This window comes from Kosakonia sp. Marseille-Q7440, from assembly GCF_965119485.1.
This window is the reverse complement of the sequence record NZ_CBCPLT010000002.1, coordinates 364,230-381,656: the sequence shown is the minus strand read 5'-3', so window position 1 is coordinate 381,656 and position 17,427 is coordinate 364,230. Positions and strand designations below refer to the sequence as shown.

Below are 17,427 nucleotides of genomic sequence, written 5' to 3'. Positions count from 1 at the left end.
CAGAAAGGGCAGCGGTTAAAGATCGAGTATTACGTTCTCAAGATTGGCCAGCGGAACCGGACGCGAGAGGAAATAGCCCTGCGCGGCAAAGGCGGGTGAGTTTTGCACATCGCGCCACTCCTCCAGCGTTTCGACACCTTCGACGATCACGCCCTGGCAGTAGTGGTTCATCAGTTGCAGCAGCAGGGTGAAGAGATTCTGCCCTTCCGGCGTTTTGCGCAGCATCATAAAGAGCTCGCGCGCGACTTTGATGTAGTCATAACGCACTTCGCTCAGCGCGGAGAAGTTGGCCATGCCGGTGCCAAAGTCATCCAGCCACAGCGGGCCAATTTCACAGATGGAAGCAAACGACGAATCCTGCGGTAAGCGGATATGCTCCACCAGTTCGAAGCGGATCCACGGCAGCGAATCGACCAGCGCCATGATGTCACCATACTGCCGCATCGCCAGCAGCGTTGGGCCATCGACATTTACCGACGCCAGCACGCCGTGCTGCGCAAAGAAATCCCGCTGTTTCGCCAGTAGCGCAAGCTGTTCATGCACTACATCAATACGCTGGCGCACCGGCACTTCTGAGAAGTAGCGATCGGGCGCGATACGTTTTTCCGGCTGCGAGGGGTGGGTTACAACGGTCAGTACTTCAATCGCCATCAGACGACCATCGGTTTTATAGATGGGCTGGTAAGTGTACGCGCGCTCGCACTGCAGCCAGTAGCGGTGCTCGTGCAAGCTTTCGACATTCATGTGGGGAATGTCTGGCGGCGTGTTGACCTGCTGTAACGTCATTTCTGCTGTCCTGTCGATGGGGATGACCTGGAAGAACTCGTCAAAAGGTTATCGGCGGGTGCGCTGAGAACTTTACCTCGGGTTGCCCGGCAAAAGGGAAAAAGCGTAGCGTGCTAATTGCAGGTAATACGTCTTAGCTCAAAAAAATAGTGGAACGTTGTTTTAATATAGTTGACCACAAAACAGCCCCATCGCACACTAGCGATAATTTATCTGATTCAGGTTACGACTATGTCCAGGAAAATTGCCGTCATCGGCGAATGCATGATTGAGCTGTCACAAAAAGGCGCAGAAGTTAACCGTGGCTTTGGTGGCGACACGCTGAACACCTCTGTTTATATCGCCCGTCAGGTCAATCCGTCTGCGCTGGCGGTGCATTACGTTACCGCGCTCGGTACCGACAACTTCAGCCAGCAGATGCTCGACGCCTGGCAGCAGGAAGCGGTTGATACCAGCCTGACGCAGCGTATGGAGAACCGTCTGCCGGGTCTCTACTACATCGAAACCGACAGCAGCGGCGAGCGCACCTTCTACTACTGGCGTAACGAAGCGGCGGCGAAATTCTGGCTGGAGAGCGAGCAGTCGGCGGAAATTTGCGAAAAACTGGCGACCTTCGACTACCTCTACCTGAGCGGCATTAGCCTGGCGATTTTAAGCCCCGGCAGCCGGGCGAAGCTCCTGTCACTGCTGAAAGAGTGCCGCGCCAACGGCGGCAAAGTGATTTTCGATAACAACTACCGCCCGCGCCTGTGGGCGAGCAAAGAGGAGACCCGCGAGGTCTATCAACAAATGCTCGCCTGCACCGATATCGCCTTCCTGACGCTGGATGATGAAGATCTGCTCTGGGGCGAGCAGCCGGTGGAAACGGTAATTGAGCGCACCCAGCAAGCGGGCGTTAGCGAAGTGGTAATCAAGCGCGGCGCGGACTCCTGCCTGGTAGCAATTGCCGACGAAGCGGTGATTGAGATCCCGGCGGTGAAGCTGCCGAAAGAGAAGGTGATCGATACGACGGCAGCAGGCGACTCTTTCAGCGCCGGTTACCTTGCCGTGCGCCTGACCGGCGGCGATGCTTCTGAAGCGGCGAAACGCGGACACCTTACCGCCAGCACCGTTATCCAGTATCGCGGCGCGATTATCCCGCGCGAGGCGATGCCGGAGTAACAGTAAAAAGCCCTCGCTAAACAACGAGGGCTTTTTTTTACTTACTGCTGCGGCGGGATATCCGACACGTCCGGGCGCACATCCTCGCTGGCGGCGGCAGGTGTGGTGGTCTGCGGTTTCATCACCTCTTCCCACGTTGCCTGCAGATCCTGCATGTTATGCTCCGGCTCGCCTTTCGGCTGCATTAATACCAGCGTCATCTCCTGCGACAGCTGCTGATGCAGATCCTGGTTCAGCATCTGCGGCGTCAGGTTGTCGAGAAAACGCTGGCGCAGTTTCTGGTACTGCTCCGGCGCGATATCCACCACCTGATTTTGCAGGGAGCGCATCCGCTGGCTGATAAGAATATCGGTATCGGCGCGCGCATAAGTGGCGAACAGCTTTTGCAGTTCGAGGGACTTCTGCGCAATCAGCGCCTTCAGCTCCTCTTCCGGCAACCCTTTTTCCCGCACTTTCGCCAGTTCACGCGCAATCACGCCGGTGTTGGCGTTCAGCTTGTCGTTTGGCGAATCGACGTTAATGGCGCACTGCGCGCGCTGGAACAGTACGCGGCAGTCGAAGCCGAGGCTCAGGTCTTTGGCATTGTTCTTGTTGAGGCTCTGCTGAACGTGCCAGAAGAGCGCTTCACGGGCTAAATCTGCGCGCCAGTAGCGCTCCAGCTCCGCCGATTCGCGGATCGGCTGCCAGGCCGACTCCCACATGATCGACAGGCGATCCTGGGTGACCGCCTCGCTCACCAGGCTCACCGGCTGATGCGGCAGTGGCGAAAGCGTCGCGACCGGGGTCGGCGTATGGCGCTTGCCTTTCAGCTCGCCAAAGGTTTTGGTGATCTGCTCGGCGACTGCGCGGCTGTCGACGTTGCCGACCACAATCAGCGTCATCGCATCCGGCGTGTACCATTTTTCGTAGAAATCTTTCAGCTGCGCGGCATCAACCGGCGCTTTCACCTCGGCCGCCGGATCGTGGCTCAGCAGCGGCGACCCTTTCAGGCGGTAGCGCCACCAGCTCTCTTTGGTGTCGGCAGGCCAGGTCGCGACCATATCATTGCTGCTCAGCGCGTAGTTGAGCGTCTCCGGGGTAATGGTGAGTTTCCCGGCGGCATCGGCCAGGTAGACCATCGCCTCTTTCAGCAGATCGCTGCGGTTATTCGGCAGGCTGAGGTTATAGAGCGTGTATTCGTAGGAGACCAGCGCCGGCGGCAGCGGGCGTTTCGGGTCAATACCCTGTTGCCAGAGAGATCGCACCTGCGCCGGTTCGAGGCGGCCGCTATGGGTTAAGGCAACGCGGGGAATAACGTGGCTGAAACCGCTCTGCTGCGCATTTTCGGTGAGCGAGCCGGTATCAATCGAGAGTCGGATTTCAATACGATCGCTGGGGCGCTGCGGAGTGGAGAGAACCTGCCACTGGAAACCATTCGCCAGCTTGCCTTGTTGCCATGCCGGATCGGGCTGGAGCGCCTCTGCCTGCACATAACCGGCCGCTGCCAACATCAGCAACCCGCCTGTTAACAATCGAATTTTTGTGCCCTGCATGAGAACCCCTAATCAACATTCCTGGTTAAAAAGTATGCCGCCCATAGGTCAATGGACAGACATAAAACACTCCGCTTTTAGACCGCAGGAAACGCAAAACGTCACAGCGCGAAGTGAAGAATCCCGAAAATTCAGCGTGAATTGTGACGGAAGCAAGAGGGTAATTATGCTTAGCTGCCCGTAGTCAGACAAGGACTACGGGCGTAAGTCTTGAAATTATGAAGAGATTTCTGACGTTTTTGCGGCGCTGGTTCGATTATTAAGCGTATCGTTAAGCTGTTTTTCATCCAGCTCTTTAACCCATTTCGCCACCACAATAGTCGCTACACCGTTACCGACCAGGTTGGTCAGCGCACGCGCTTCGGACATAAAGCGGTCGATACCGAGGATCAGCGCCAGGCCCGCAACCGGCAGGTGGCCAACCGCAGAGAGCGTCGCCGCCAGCACGATAAAGCCGCTACCCGTAACCCCGGCCGCCCCTTTGGAGGAGAGCAGCAGGACCACCAGCAGAGTGATCTGATGGAAAATATCCATATGGCTGTTGGTCGCCTGGGCGATAAACACCGCCGCCATCGTCAGGTAGATAGAGGTGCCATCCAGGTTAAACGAATAACCGGTCGGGATCACCAGACCCACCACCGATTTGCGGCAGCCCAGGCGCTCCATCTTCTCCAGCATGCGCGGCAGCGCCGATTCGGAAGAGGAGGTTCCCAGCACAATCAGCAACTCTTCGCGGATATAGCGGATGAATTTGAAGATGTTGAAGCCGGTAACGCGGGCAATAGTCCCAAGCACAATCACCACAAACAGAATACAGGTCGCGTAGAAGCAGATGATCAGCTGACCCAGCTGCACCAGCGACCCGACGCCATATTTGCCGATGGTAAAGGCCATCGCCCCGAACGCACCGATGGGCGCGAGGCGCATGATCATGTTGATGATGCCGAAAATCACCTGCGAGAAGCTTTCGATGACGTTAAAAATCAGCTGGCCTTTGTGGCCCAGGCGATGCAGAGCAAAACCAAACAGCACGGCGAAGAGCAGCACTTGCAGAATGTTACCGCTGGCGAAAGCGCCAATCACGCTCGCCGGGATGACATCCATAATAAACGCCACAATTCCCTGCGACTGCGCCTGTTCAGCGTAGACCGCCACCGCCTTCGCATCGAGGGTGGAGGGATCGACGTTCATCCCCGCGCCGGGTTGCACAACGTTGACGATAATCAGGCCGATGATCAGCGCCAGCGTACTGACAATTTCAAAGTAGAGCAGTGCCACCGCGCCGGTACGCCCGACTGCTTTCATGCTCTCCATACCGGCAATACCGGTAACAACGGTACAGAAGATAACCGGCGCAATGATCATCTTGATGAGCTTCACGAAGCCATCACCAAGGGGTTTCATCTGTGCGCCGAGTTCAGGGTAGTAATGGCCAAGCAAAATACCGATAGCGATCGCTGTCAGGACCTGAAAGTAGAGACTTTTAAACAGGGAGGTTTTCATAAGGTGTCCTTGAGATTAACCTCAGGCTTTATAGGGTTTTCGGTTAGCCTGCGGATTAAAAATAACACCCGTCCTGAATGACAGAAATGTGCTTACGGCGTTTCTGAAACAAGAATGTTAAAAACTTTGAGCTGACTCGCACAATCTCGTAACAAAGTAACTATTTTAATCAACGCCCGCAGCGGCCAGATAGCGCTTCTCAAAGGCATCTGGCGATATCACCTCATCCGCAGCGGAAAAAAGCTGGCGTTCGCAGATATCAAGACGCAATCGCTGGGGTGGAAGATCGTAATGGCGCAGCCGCTCATCAACGCCTGCAACATCTGCCTGCTGCAACAGCGCCCCGGCAGGAAGTGCAACCGCCAGCGGCAGCGTAATGCCTCGCGACTGCCAGTCGGCCAGCAGGTGACACGCCTCTTCCAGCATCCAGTCGCACACTTTGCCCGTCAGCCCGCAGGCCTCGATTTGCGCGAACAGCGCCGCGCCTGCGACCTCGTTATCATCGGGCTTACGTAAACGCAGCAGCGCGCGGGCGCCGACCACCTCGCCATCCGGCTGTGCGCGCAGCGGTTGCAGCCAGAGCGCAAAACGCTGCTGCTCAAGAGCAGAGAGAATGTCAGCTTCCTGCGACAGCCAGTTATGAGCCGCTTCGCGCTGCTGCGCATCGAAGAAGTGGATCTGGTTTTTACCATTTCGCTGGGCGGCGGCAAGGGCGGAAGTGGCCTGCTGCATAAGCGCCTGAGCAGAGTGCGTGCTGCCCGTCATCGCCACTCCAAGGTTAGCGTGCGGGCGCAGCTGAATCCCCTTCAGCGGTACCCGCTCGTTGATAACAGTGAGCACTTGCTTACTTAATTTCATCGCCTGCCAGGGCTGCTGAACAGCAGGCGCGAAGAGGGCGAAATCACTGATATTAAGCTGCGCCAGCATCATTCCTGGCGACAGCACTGATTTGAGCTTCTCCACCAGCGTCAGCAGCAGCACTTCACGCTGATCTTCATGCAGCACCCCGGCGGTGTCGCGCAGGGTGTCGCTGGAGATAACCAGCAGCGCCGCGCGCGCATCGGCGGTGACGGCCTGCTCAAGCAGCGCCAGCAGGACAGCTTTATTCGGCAGATCGGAGACCGGGAAGCGCACCGACTGCGCATGGCTCTCCTCCTGCTGATGCTGTAGCTGCTGCTGGTTGCGGTTATAGCTGCGCACAATACGGCCAATTTCATCATCCTTATGATGGCGCGGCAGCGGCAGCTGGTGGCCGGGGAGCGCCTGCGGCGGGATCTCATCCAGTTCGCGGGCGATTTTACGCAGCGGGTGCATCACCAGCCGGTTAATACACCAGGTGAGCGCCACGGTCAGCATTAACGTCAGCAGTAAGTAAGCCGTTACTAACGTCGACAGGGTACTGATCACAAACTTATAAACGCGGTAAGAGTCTGCCTGTAGCACAAGGTAGGCCAGCGGCTGCGGGTTGACCGGGCGCTCCAGCGAGTAGATCGGCAGTGAAATCTGGATCGGCAACTCAAACATGCGGGTGATGGTCACCGGCACCGGGCGCTCGGGGATAAAGCGCATGCGCAGCGCCTGGAACTGGTTGGGCAGCATCACGTCGGCGCGGCTTACCACCCCGGCGGGTTTAATCTGTTTGATGATCGCTTCGGCTTCAGGAATATCCGCCTTTAAAATTGCCGCCGAGAGGGGTTCGCGCACCGAGCGGGCGATGCTTTCCAGTTGCGTAGCCGTGTTATAGCGATTCTGCTGCAGGAAATGGAACAGCAAAATAACGCAAAAAATAAGCACAAAGAACATGGAGACAACAGCAACCATGGCCATTTGTTTGATGGTTAAAGAACGGCTAACACGCAAAATCACTCTCCAGAGAAACAATCGGCGCAGAGGATGGGTCAGGATGACTCTGCCGCCAGAGTATACTCTATCGCAGGGCGATTAAGATAAGGGGCTACGCAGATTCTCATTGGCCCGCGAGTGGCGCAAAAAGAGGTAATAACACGTTGAATCTTAGGCGGTTAACCGCCGCGCAATGCAGCCAATGCGCGGCAATCCTCCGCCAGGAATAGTCTATTTTTACCAGTCGGCCTGCGGTACCAGCGGTTGTAGCGGCATATCCATGTCGCCCTGCCAGCCCGCGCCGGAGTAGCGCACATAAATCATCCCGTGGCTCGGGGTGTAATCTTTCGCCTGCTGAATATCAATGCCCGCGCCGACAAACCAGTTATTTGTCACCCGCCGTTCGACCAGCGCCCGCGCCGTATAGCCGAAGCCGTTACTGTGGCTTCCATTCTCAGGGATATCACGTGCGCGATTGCGGAATTCTGACGGAATGAGATCTAAACGCGGATAGCGCGGCATGGTTTTGTTACGCGAATGAGACCACGACGCGGAACCGCCCAGCTCCCACGACCAGTTCTCCGTGCGTTGACGCCATAACACCGGCACCGCGAACGAGAGGTACTCCTGCGGGCTGTAGTAACCGCCCTGGCCCAGCGTGTAGTTGCTCAGGTCTTTGTCGTAGTGCCAGATCATGTTGTTCAGGCCGACGGTAACGCGCCGATTATTCTCGTTAATCAGCTTGTAGTAGTAGCCGGTCATCCAGCGCACGCGCCAGTTATCGTCAACATTTTTCCCTTGCAACGTATCCGCGCCGAGACTTGCCCAGACGCCGTTCGCTTCACCCTTATCGTAACTGAGGCTCAGCGTAGCGCCGTTGGCGCGCACCCCGCCCCAGGTTTTTCCGGTGTTGGGATCTTTCTGTCCGCCAAAGGCCAGCAGCGAACTGGAGATAGCGCGACGGTGCAGATCAACGGTGTAACCGAGCGGCCCGGCATCTCCGCTGTAGCTCACGCCGCCGACCACATCAACAACGTTAAAGCCCATCGGCGTGGTGCCGATATCCATCCCCCAGCGTTCGTTACGCCAGCCTGCGCCAATGCTGACGCCGCGATCGGACTGATGGCGGTTACCGCTTACACAATCAATGTCTCCGCAGGTACCAAAGTTCGGGTCATAGGAACCATCGGCGTTCTGACTGAAGGTGCCGACATCCATATTCACCATGTCGGCACGCAGCAACAGCCGCCCGTCTGCCAGCGGCGTATCCGCCTGCAACATGGTGGTGTGGCCTTTCAAATCGGAATAACCGCCGGTGCCGCTGGAGCCGGAGTACTCATGTTGCAGCGTGACGTTGAGATCCTGCTGGCGATAGAGATCCGCCGCATCGCTGCGCACGCCGCGCTTCAGCCAGTCATCGCGCTCATCGTTGCGCGTCAGGCGCGTAAAGGCGTCGTTATCGGCAGGGCGCTGCGGCGTGATGCCTGCGGCGACCATCGCCTCTTTATAGTGCTCCAGCGCCTGCTGTGGCGCGCCATTCTGCGCCTCAAACCGTGCGGCATCGCGCAGCACCAGCGCGCTCTCCATCGACGGCGGCTGTGCTTTGGCCTGCGGCACAATCGTGCTGAAAATGCGTTTTGCGCTGGCGCTGTCACCAAGCTGGTTCTCTACCAGCGCCAGCCGCCGCTGGGTGTTGATCGAGGGCGGCTCGCCGGTGGCTGAGGCGGCAGGCAGTTTTGCCAGCTGCGCTCGCGCCGCCAGCGGATTGCCGCTGAAAGCATAGAGTTCAGCCAGCCCAAGCAGCGCCTCTTCATTAGCCGGTTCGCGCTTGAGCACGCGCTGATAGTAATCCTGCGCCTCGGTGGCATCACCGCGCTGCTGCGCCCAGTCGGCAAGGGTTAAATCGAGCCGCGTGCTCTCCGGTTGCTGGGTTAATAGAGCGATAGCCTCATCTTCATGGCCACTGTCGCGCAGACGGTTCGCCCGATCCAGCAGTTGGTTGCTTTGCAGCCGGTCGGCCAGCTCCTGAATATTGCTGTTCCACTGCGCCTTCGGCAGCGTGTTGAGGTGGTTCAGCGCCGCCTGCGCCCGATCGGTGCCGGAGAGATAGAGCCCGTAGGCGTAAACCTGCTCCGCATCGCCCGCTTTCTGCGTCGCCAGTTGGCGCATCAGGCTGTCCGCTTCGCTCGCCTGCCCGGCCTGGCGCAGATCGCTCGCCAGCCGGTAGGTGATCCAGACGCTGCCCGGATCGAGCGCGAGCCGCTGGCGTTGCAGCGCGGCGGCCTGCGCCCACTCGCCTTTGCTCTCCAGCGCCTCGGCCTGCTGCGCTAAGCGATCATTGGTCAGGCCGCGTTCAATATCGTCGATGCTGCGCCGCTGGCTGGCGTTGAGGGAGTGGATAAAGCTTTCGGCTTTTTCCGCCGACTCGGCGCGGTAAATATTGGCCAGCCCGCGCACGGCATTAGTGTTTTCGCTGTCCATGCGCAGCGCCTGGCGGTAGAAGGTTTCCGCCGCGGCGTTATCTTTGCGCGCCGCCGCCGCGTCACCGAGGCCGAGCACCGCGTAGCTGTCGCTGTTATCCGTCGCCCTTGCCTGCTGGTAGTAGCGTTCGGCCTGCGCCGGATTATTGGCTTTTAACGCCGCATCGCCCTGCTGGATCAGCAGCCAGTAGCGGTTAGTTTGCAGCAGGCTCTCCCACTTGCTGCGGCTCCCACTGTTCGGGTCCATAGCGATCGCTTTTTCAAACTGCGCCACCGCGCGGGCGCGATCGCCGCTTTGTGAATAAGCCTGGCCCAGCGCGCCGACGGCTTCACTGTCGGCGTTGTTGGCATTAACCGCCTGTTGCAGCTCACCAATCGCTTTCGCCCCCTGCCCGGCATCGACTGCCGCAAGGCCGGTGGCACGGGCACGAAACGCCGGGTCAGCCAGCTGTTTTTGCTGCGCCGACAGCAGGGAACGGGCGTTATCGACCGTGTCGCCTGCGGAGAAGATAGTCAGAAAATGTTGTAATGCTTTAACGCTGGCATCGCTGACCGGCATGCGCTGGATCTGCTGATACCAGAGCCCGGCTGCGGTGTCGCGCCCGGCGTTCGATTTCGCCATCTCCTCCAGCAGCGCGTAGCCCTCGGCATCGCGCCCGTCGGCAAATAGCATCTGCGCCAGCCCGCCCTGCAACTGCGCATTCCCGGGGTTACGGCTGTTCAGCGCCTGCAACCGGCTTACCGCCTCGTTGTGGCGCGCCGGCACTTTTGCCACCAGCAGCCAGTACTCAGCGGCAATATCGCCCTCCGGCGGGTTGCCTTTAAACAGCGCGTCATAGGCGGCAATCGCCTCCTGCGTGTGGCCGGTAGTGGCCTGTAAACGTGCCTGTTGCAGCGCCTGGCGACCTTCAGCCGAGGAGAGCGCCATGGTGGTAACCGACGCTTTATAGGCGCTGGAGTCCGGTGCCAGCTGTTTTAAGCGGTCGAGCTGTTTCTGCGCACCGGCACTGTCGCCCTGGCGCAGCAGATAGCGCATACGCGCCGCCACCACTTCAGGGTTATCGGGGTCGATCAGTTCAAGGCGGTAGAGCGACTGGCGCACCAGATCTTCGCGGCGGGCGCTTTCACCCAGACGCACCTGCGACAGCAACTGCTGCTGCGCGCTGGTTGGCTCGGCCGCCCCGGCGGCAGGTGCCAGCGAGAGGCCGATTGAAACACAAAGAAAAGTTACGGCGAACTTGTGCATTCCGGGCCCCAGTCAGGTTGTAACTCACCGCGAGAGGTGAAGCGAAAACGGTGTTGATCCCAGCCCTGGCCGAACAGCGTCAGCACCGCGCTGAAGTAGGCATCGTCGCCGGGATAGTGGTCAGCAACGCGCTGGCGCTGCACGGCCTGCGCGTCACGATCCTGCAAGAAGGGAAGCATCGAGGCGGAAAAACCGACCGGGCCATCGCCGCGGATCTGCCCGCTGGCGACATCCACCTTCTCCGGCACCACGCCATTTTTTATCGTCGCGGTCGCCATCGGCTTCAGTTTGTTGAGCAGGCGCGCTTTCTGCGGATCGGCATCATTCATCATCCCGACCCACAGATAGACGCGGATGGCATCGTAGCTGCTGACCAGCGTTTTACCTGGCTGTAGCTGCCACCCTTTACCCTTCTCGTAACGCACCCAGTCCGGCGAGAAGCCTTTGGGCGCGGTCTCCAGCAGCAGGCGCAGGTTGGTTTCACGCAGCGTCGACCACGGCGCGCCAAAGCGGGTGAAGTAGCTCGCCAGCTGCGGCGGGAGATAGCTCGGATTGAAGCGCCACGTTGTCGGTTCAGCGAAGCTGACCTTACCCGGCAGCAGCATGGAACCGAGCCCCGGCACCGTCACCACTTCCTCTTTCGCAATCCGTGTCAGCAGGGATTTACCCAACTGGCTGTAGCGATCCTCTTTCCACAGCCTGCCCGCCTCCAGCAGCGACCAGGCGATCCAGATATCGGCGTCAGAGGCGGAGTTGGTGTCGAGCACCTCCCAGCCGTTATCGGCCTTCTTGCCCCACAGCCAGGCGGGAAGCTGCTTGTTCAGCGAGCCTGCGGCAAGGTTATCTTCGGTCCAGCGCAGCACTTTATCGAACATGGCGCGATCGTTAGCCGCCAGCGCGAAGAAGAGCGCATAACTCTGCCCTTCCGAGGTGGTGATTTTGCGCGAATCGCTCGGGTCGATAACTCGCCCGCCGTCGCTGATATAGGCCTGTTTAAAGTGGTCCCAGGCCGGCCAGCTACAGGCGGCGCGAACGTTCATCGCCGCCATCACCAGCATCGCCATCACCACCCAGCGTACGCTTTTCATTACTGTTTACTCATGATCCGAAGGGTCAAGACGGCGGCGGCTGATGATACGCAGCAGACGCCACAGCACCCACGCCATCAACACCACGCAAACCGCAGCCAGCACCGCCAGCAGCACCGGATGGTTCGCCAGCGCATACCAGATGCGCTCAAACCACGGCAGATGGCCGACATAGTAAATATCGCCAACGCGCAGGCCATTCACGCCCGATTCACGGATCACCGTCACCGAGCCGTAGATTGCCGCGCGCTTGCCGCTGTCATTAATCGCGCCGTTCAGCAGCTCGTAACCGCGCGGGCTATCGGCAAGCAGCGCCACCACGCTACGCTGGTCGTTGTAGGGTGACTGGAAGCCGATAATCGCCGCCATCGGCCCATCGGAGGTCACGCCGGTTTGCGCATCGGCCTGGCGGTCAGCGGCATCCGGTACAATCGACGGGAACGCCGTCTGGCGCAGCGGGGTTTTCACCCAGCTCTGCGCGGCATTCACCAGCAGATCGATATGCTTATCATCTTTCAGCTCAGCAGGAATGGCACCGATAATCATGATATCGGCGTCTTTATCCTTGATCTGGTTGCCATCGCTGGTTAATTGCACGTTAATTGCCGGGAAACCGGTCTGCGCGCCTACCGTGCCCAGAGAGTCAAGCAGGGTGGAGACCTGTGCCGGGGTCGGCTGCGGCGGCGTCACGACGATGGTTTGCGACAGATCCGCCATGCGGCTGAACGGGAAACCGGCGTTGGCAAAGGCACGCAGATCCGGCATCGCGAGGAAGTGGTAATACTTCGAGAAGTCGATGGTGGAGTCATCGCCAATCACCACGCGGTTCGGCACCTGCTGGAAAGTGACGCAGTTATCAATGGTGCCGCCCGGCATCGGGTTCATATACTGGAAATCGAAGCGCAGCTGGTTCACCGCGCCGAGTTTCAGCGCCGGAATGGAGACATCCGTTTTGCTGTCGAGCAGCCCTTGCAGCACCGGCAGACGCAGCAGCAGGTTGTTGCTCTCCTGGGTGCCGGTCAGGTTGAAGTATTGCAGGAACTGGTTATTCAGACTGATATCCATCCGCGAGCCATCTTTGGTCGGCGGCGCGGTATAGCGATAGTTGAGGTTCATGTCGATGCCGGTGCTGCGCAGCAGATAGAGATCCGGTGGCAGGTTCAGCGACAGGTTGATGGACGACGGCTGGAGGCCGGTCGCCTGCAGCTGCTCTTCGTAGCTTTTCAGCTCACCAAAGGTCACCGCGCGGTCGGTACGCACCCAGTTTGGCGCATCGTAAGGCTGGCGGGCCAGCAGCGGTTTCACCTCATCCACCGTCACGCTCTCACCGCGGAACAGCACATTGCCCTGGGCAATGCCTTTCGCCGCCTGCAGCAGATCCTTATCGTCACGCCCGCTGATCACCAGCAGCTTCAGATAAGGGTTGTTCGGGTGGTTAACCATTGAGATGGTCGGCCCCTTCGCCGGCGGCAGATCTTCAAGGAAATCAGGACGCTTATCGTTGGTGGCAAAGATAATGGCGTTGCTCTCCGGCAGCGCGTTATAGGAGACAGGGAAGGTCTGCCCGCGCCAGCCGGTGCGTGAACCGAACCACGAAGCGACAATCGCCGCCGCCTGCTGCTGCGCGATATCCGGCGCGCTGGCAAAGACTACCGGCAAGGTCAGCGGGCGGTTATCGCGCGGGTCGTAGAACGGGATCGGGAAGTGGGAGAGATCGTTTTTCACCGACAGCTTCTGGTAGGTGAGATCGAGCGAACTGCTGCGCCCGATATCGAGCCACAGCGTTGAGCTGGCCGGGTTTTCACACACGTCGCGGTAGTGGCCGACAAACTCCAGCCGCACGCGGTTAAAGTCGGTGATAAACAGCGGGTTGATCGGCATCTGCGCCTGGGTTTTCTTACCCAGTTGCTCTTTGGTCACCGGCAGCACGCCCATCAACTCATCGTTGAGATAGACCTTCAGCTGCGACTGCACCGGTAACAGCGACGGCGACGGCGTGTACTCAAGGTTGAGCACCGCACTGGAGACCACTTCATCGCTGCGCGTACCGAACTCAATCCCGCCATTCGGGTTGATACCGCGCAGCACCATGCTGCCCGGCGGCGGCGCGATCTCGGCGAAGGTGAGTTTCACATCGCGTGACGGCGCATTGGCGGCCACCACGGGCGCATTCGCCCCCTGCACGCCCGGCATCACCTGGCCAATGACGGTCTGGCCTTCGGTCGGCATGGTTGGCGTAACGCTCTCGGTCTCTCCCGGCGCAGGCGTGACCACCGGTTGAGTCGCTGGCGCGACGGCTGGCACGCTTGGCGCGGGTTGCGCGGGTTGCGCAGGCGCTGCGTGGGTCATCATCGGGGCCAGCGTGCTCATCCCCACTGCCACTGCACACATCCAGGATAATTTTCTTTTCATCGCGTATTCATCATTGTTAAGCCAATCACGTCATCGGTTGCTGCACGGCCACATTCCGTTCCGGGCGGCGCGGAATAAATGACACCACCCAGGACACCAGCGCGGTGAGCGAGCGGAAAATCACTTTGACGGACGATGGAGCAAATTCCGCGAGATGGCGGTAGCCGCGGAAACCCAGTTTTAAAATATCCAGCAGGCTCTCCAGAGGTTTATCCTCCGGGAAGCTGTCCTGCCACAGCGCCCATGTATCGGCGCGGGCGAAGGTACACTGCACAAAATCGATATGCTGTTTGGTGGTCAGCGGCAGCAGTTGCAGACCCACTTCATTGCCGTTGACGCGTGCTACGGTCGCCGGGAAGGCGTACTCCTGCTGGCCGCGTTTGAGCAGCAGGCTCACCTTCTGCCCTTCCAGCACCTGCGCCTGGCCGTTGATCTTGATGCCCAGCCCGCCGTCAGAGAAGTCCTGTACGGTACAGGAGAAGAGGTGCCCATCTTCACGGGCAATGGCCGCTGGCATGGTCATTTCCACGCGGTGCGCGCGGCGCACCTGTTTGCTCTCCACCGACACCGCCACCGCGCCGCCGAGGATCACCATGTTATAGAACACCCACGCGATACTGACGAAGACGGTGAGGATCTCGTTTTCCGGGCCGTAGAAGTAGCGCCAGATACCGACCGCCACGCCGAGCAGGTTGAGCAGCACGAGGAAGATATAGGGCCGCGAGATCACCCAGTCGACATACTCCTCTTCGACCAGCCCGCCTTTAGCAGTAACGTTGAACTTCCCTTTGTGCGGGTTAATCAGCGCCACCAACGTTGGCGGTGCGATATACCACGCCAGCACGGTTTCGTAGATCTCGCTCCAGAAGGAGTGGCGGAACTTGCCCTGAATTTTCGAGTTGGTCAGGCTGGCGTGCACCATATGCGGCATTACGAAGAGCGCGATCATGATCGCCGGGGCATAGATGATGTAGGCATGCAGCAGCAGAAACGCCAGCGGCGCGGTCAGGAAGATAAGCCGCGGAATGCCCGACAAGAAGTGGAACATGGCGTTGACGTAGCAGAGCCGCTGGGCGAACTTCAGCCCTTTGCCCATCAGCGGGTTATCGAGGCGGAAAATCTGCACCATGCCGCGCGCCCAGCGGATACGCTGGCCGATATGCGCCGAGAGGCTCTCTGTTGCCAGCCCCGCCGCCTGCGGAATACGCATATACGCGGAGGTATTGCCGAGGCGGTGCAGGCGCAGCGAGGTGTGCGCATCTTCCGTTACCGTCTCAACCGCAATGCCGCCAATCTGGTCCAGCGGCCCACGGCGGATCACCGCACAGGAGCCGCAGAAGAAGGTGGCATCCCACATGTCATTGCCATCCTGCACCAGGCCGTAAAAGAGGGTGCCTTCGTTTGGCGTTTTACGAAAACGCCCGAGGTTACGTTCAAACGGATCCGGTGAGAAGAAGTGGTGCGGCGTCTGCATCATCGCCAGCTTCTTCTCTTTCAGGAACCAGCCCATGGTCATCTGCAGGAAGGAGCGCGTTGGCACGTGGTCGCAGTCGAAAATCGACACAAACTCCCCTTTCGCATACTTCAGGGCGTTGTTGATGTTGCCCGCTTTTGCATGCTCATGGGTGGTGCGGGCGATGTACTCAACGCCGACCTGTTTGGCGAACTGGCGAAACTCTTCGCGCCCACCATCATCCAGAATCCAGACCTTGAGCTTATCTTTCGGCCAGTCGATACCCAGCGAGGCGTAAATGGTGTTTTTCACCACGTTAAGATCTTCGTTGTAGGTCGGGACAAAAATATCGACCGACGGCCAGAGCGACATATCTTTCGGCAGCGGCACCGGCTGGCGGTTAAGGGGCCAGATCACCTGGAAGTAGCCGAGCACCAGCACAATCCACGCGTAGGTTTCAGCAAACAGCAGCACCAGGCCGCACACCAGGCTGACCGGGTCGTCCCAGTTGAGGGTCGAAGTATAGCGCCACCAGATGTAGCGGCAGGAGACCGTCAGGGAGAGCACCACCAGCATCAGCACCGAGAAGCGCCCCGGAATGCGTCGCACCAGTAGCGCCACGCCCCACAGCAGAATCAAAAAGACGAATTGCGACAGCGGGTTAAAGGGCTGAGTAATACAAACAATGGCGAGCAGGAACGAGAAGACCACCACAGTGCCAAGAATAATGCGCCGCACTTTCGGGTTGATGTGCCCCAGCTCTTTTTTATTGTCGAGATGCCCCGTGCGCTGCGTCATGCGCTCCGGCAGCGTTTCAAGGAAATGGTGCCAGCGCCCGCGCAGCAGGCGCAGACGGGCAAAGTGCTGGCGACGCGGCGATCTTGGCGCACCCAGCGGCAGCGTCACCATCAACCACAGGGTCTGGATCAGGTAGCGTGCCGGGTCGAGCGGGCGCGGACGGTCGGGATCGATATGCGGGAACCAGTGGTTCTGCTGCGCGCGCAGCTGCTGCCAGCGCGGGTGCTCCAGCGGGATAAACATCCAGGCGAGGATCGCCCAGAAACAGCCCAATGCGGCGCTAAAACGCGGTGCGCCATGGTCGCGATAATGCTGATAGCGCGCGTTCAGCCGCGCGCCCACTGGCGGAATAAGCAGCCAGGTGGCAAGGCGAATCATGCCTCACTCCCCTGTGCAGCAGGCGCGAAATGGAGCAGACACCAGTTGGCCAGCGTCAGGATCTCCTCGGCCGCCAGCGCATCGCTGCGGTACTCACCGAGCGGCTGCTTCGAAGCCAGGCACTCTGCCATCGCCTCATCGCGGTGGATCACCATCGGCATCATGCGCGGCTGGCTTTGCAGCCACACCTGCCAGAGATCGTCCTGCAACTGGCTGCCAATGCGCAGATCGTTAATTAACAGATGCGCGCCGGTGGGCAGCGGCTGCTGGTGCAGACGCACGTGGCAATTGGTATCGGGTTTGATAATGGTGAAGAGATTGTCGCAGAGATCGATAAAGTGCCGCGCCAGCGGGGATACGCCGTGCGGCAGGTCAATCAGCACCCATTGATAGTGCTGCTGCGTTTTTAATTCTTTCAGGGCGGAAGTCAGCTGTGCGGCCACGGCGTCAAGCTGCGCGGCATTCTCCCACTCGTTGGCTGCCAGGCGGCCAAACGGCAGCAGATCGAGCTGCGTGGTGTAGCGCATACCGGCATCGCGCCACTCGTTGCCGTCAAGCAGCGACCGCGCCCAGCCGGTTGGATCCTCATACTCGACATTAAATGAGAGGCGCAAAAGGTTATCCGGGCAGGCATCAATTACCAGCACCGACTCACCTAAGAGTTGCAGTGACCAGGCCAGAGCCGCGGTGATCGAGGTCGTCCCCACGCCACCACGGATCCCCTGTAGTCCCAAGATGGTCATCCACG

General features: G+C 59.4%; 9 protein-coding genes and 1 pseudogene. 1 reads left to right on the top strand and 9 read right to left on the bottom strand.

What is annotated here, in order from left to right; translation table 11 throughout:
* Nucleotides 1-15: 15 nt before the first annotated feature.
* On the bottom strand, nt 16-744 hold the full coding sequence (pdeH, locus tag ACWPW2_RS15635) for a cyclic-guanylate-specific phosphodiesterase (RefSeq protein WP_370277300.1): 729 nt from the start codon (nt 742-744) through the stop codon (nt 16-18).
* A gap of 273 nt (nt 745-1,017) precedes the next feature.
* On the opposite strand from pdeH, the gene ACWPW2_RS15630 reads away from it, so the two are divergent.
* A complete protein-coding gene (locus ACWPW2_RS15630; RefSeq protein WP_124967049.1) occupies nt 1,018-1,947 on the top strand; it encodes a 2-dehydro-3-deoxygluconokinase in 930 nt (309 codons plus the stop codon).
* A 41-nt stretch (nt 1,948-1,988) separates the two neighbouring features.
* Here ACWPW2_RS15630 and ACWPW2_RS15625 read toward each other — a convergent pair whose 3' ends face one another.
* The 8 genes and pseudogenes from ACWPW2_RS15625 to bcsQ form a co-directional block, all read right to left on the bottom strand.
* Nucleotides 1,989-3,479, bottom strand: a complete 1,491-nt coding sequence (locus ACWPW2_RS15625) for a M16 family metallopeptidase (RefSeq protein ID WP_454124032.1) — start codon at nt 3,477-3,479, stop codon at nt 1,989-1,991.
* A 216-nt stretch (nt 3,480-3,695) separates the two neighbouring features.
* Complete coding sequence (locus ACWPW2_RS15620; protein ID WP_023482021.1) at nt 3,696-4,982, bottom strand: dicarboxylate/amino acid:cation symporter; 1,287 nt, start codon at nt 4,980-4,982, stop codon at nt 3,696-3,698.
* A gap of 213 nt (nt 4,983-5,195) precedes the next feature.
* A pseudogene (locus tag ACWPW2_RS15615) lies at nt 5,196-6,842 on the bottom strand (EAL domain-containing protein); the annotation flags it as partial.
* A gap of 219 nt (nt 6,843-7,061) precedes the next feature.
* Nucleotides 7,062-10,550: a cellulose synthase complex outer membrane protein BcsC gene (bcsC, locus tag ACWPW2_RS15610; protein ID WP_454124029.1), complete on the bottom strand. Its 3,489-nt coding sequence runs from the start codon at nt 10,548-10,550 to the stop codon at nt 7,062-7,064.
* A complete protein-coding gene (bcsZ, locus tag ACWPW2_RS15605; RefSeq protein WP_454124027.1) occupies nt 10,532-11,638 on the bottom strand; it encodes a cellulose synthase complex periplasmic endoglucanase BcsZ in 1,107 nt (368 codons plus the stop codon). Before bcsZ ends, bcsC begins: the two co-directional genes overlap by 19 nt.
* Nucleotides 11,639-11,644: 6 nt before the next feature.
* Nucleotides 11,645-14,050 carry a cellulose biosynthesis cyclic di-GMP-binding regulatory protein BcsB gene (gene bcsB, locus ACWPW2_RS15600; RefSeq protein WP_454124025.1) on the bottom strand — a complete coding sequence of 802 codons (2,406 nt, stop codon included), beginning with the start codon at nt 14,048-14,050 and terminating at the stop codon, nt 11,645-11,647.
* A 25-nt stretch (nt 14,051-14,075) separates the two neighbouring features.
* Nucleotides 14,076-16,679, bottom strand: a complete 2,604-nt coding sequence (gene bcsA, locus ACWPW2_RS15595) for a UDP-forming cellulose synthase catalytic subunit (RefSeq protein ID WP_454124023.1) — start codon at nt 16,677-16,679, stop codon at nt 14,076-14,078.
* A complete protein-coding gene (bcsQ, locus tag ACWPW2_RS15590) occupies nt 16,676-17,422 on the bottom strand; it encodes a cellulose biosynthesis protein BcsQ (protein WP_124967042.1) in 747 nt (248 codons plus the stop codon). Before bcsQ ends, bcsA begins: the two co-directional genes overlap by 4 nt.
* Nucleotides 17,423-17,427: the final 5 nt, after the last annotated feature.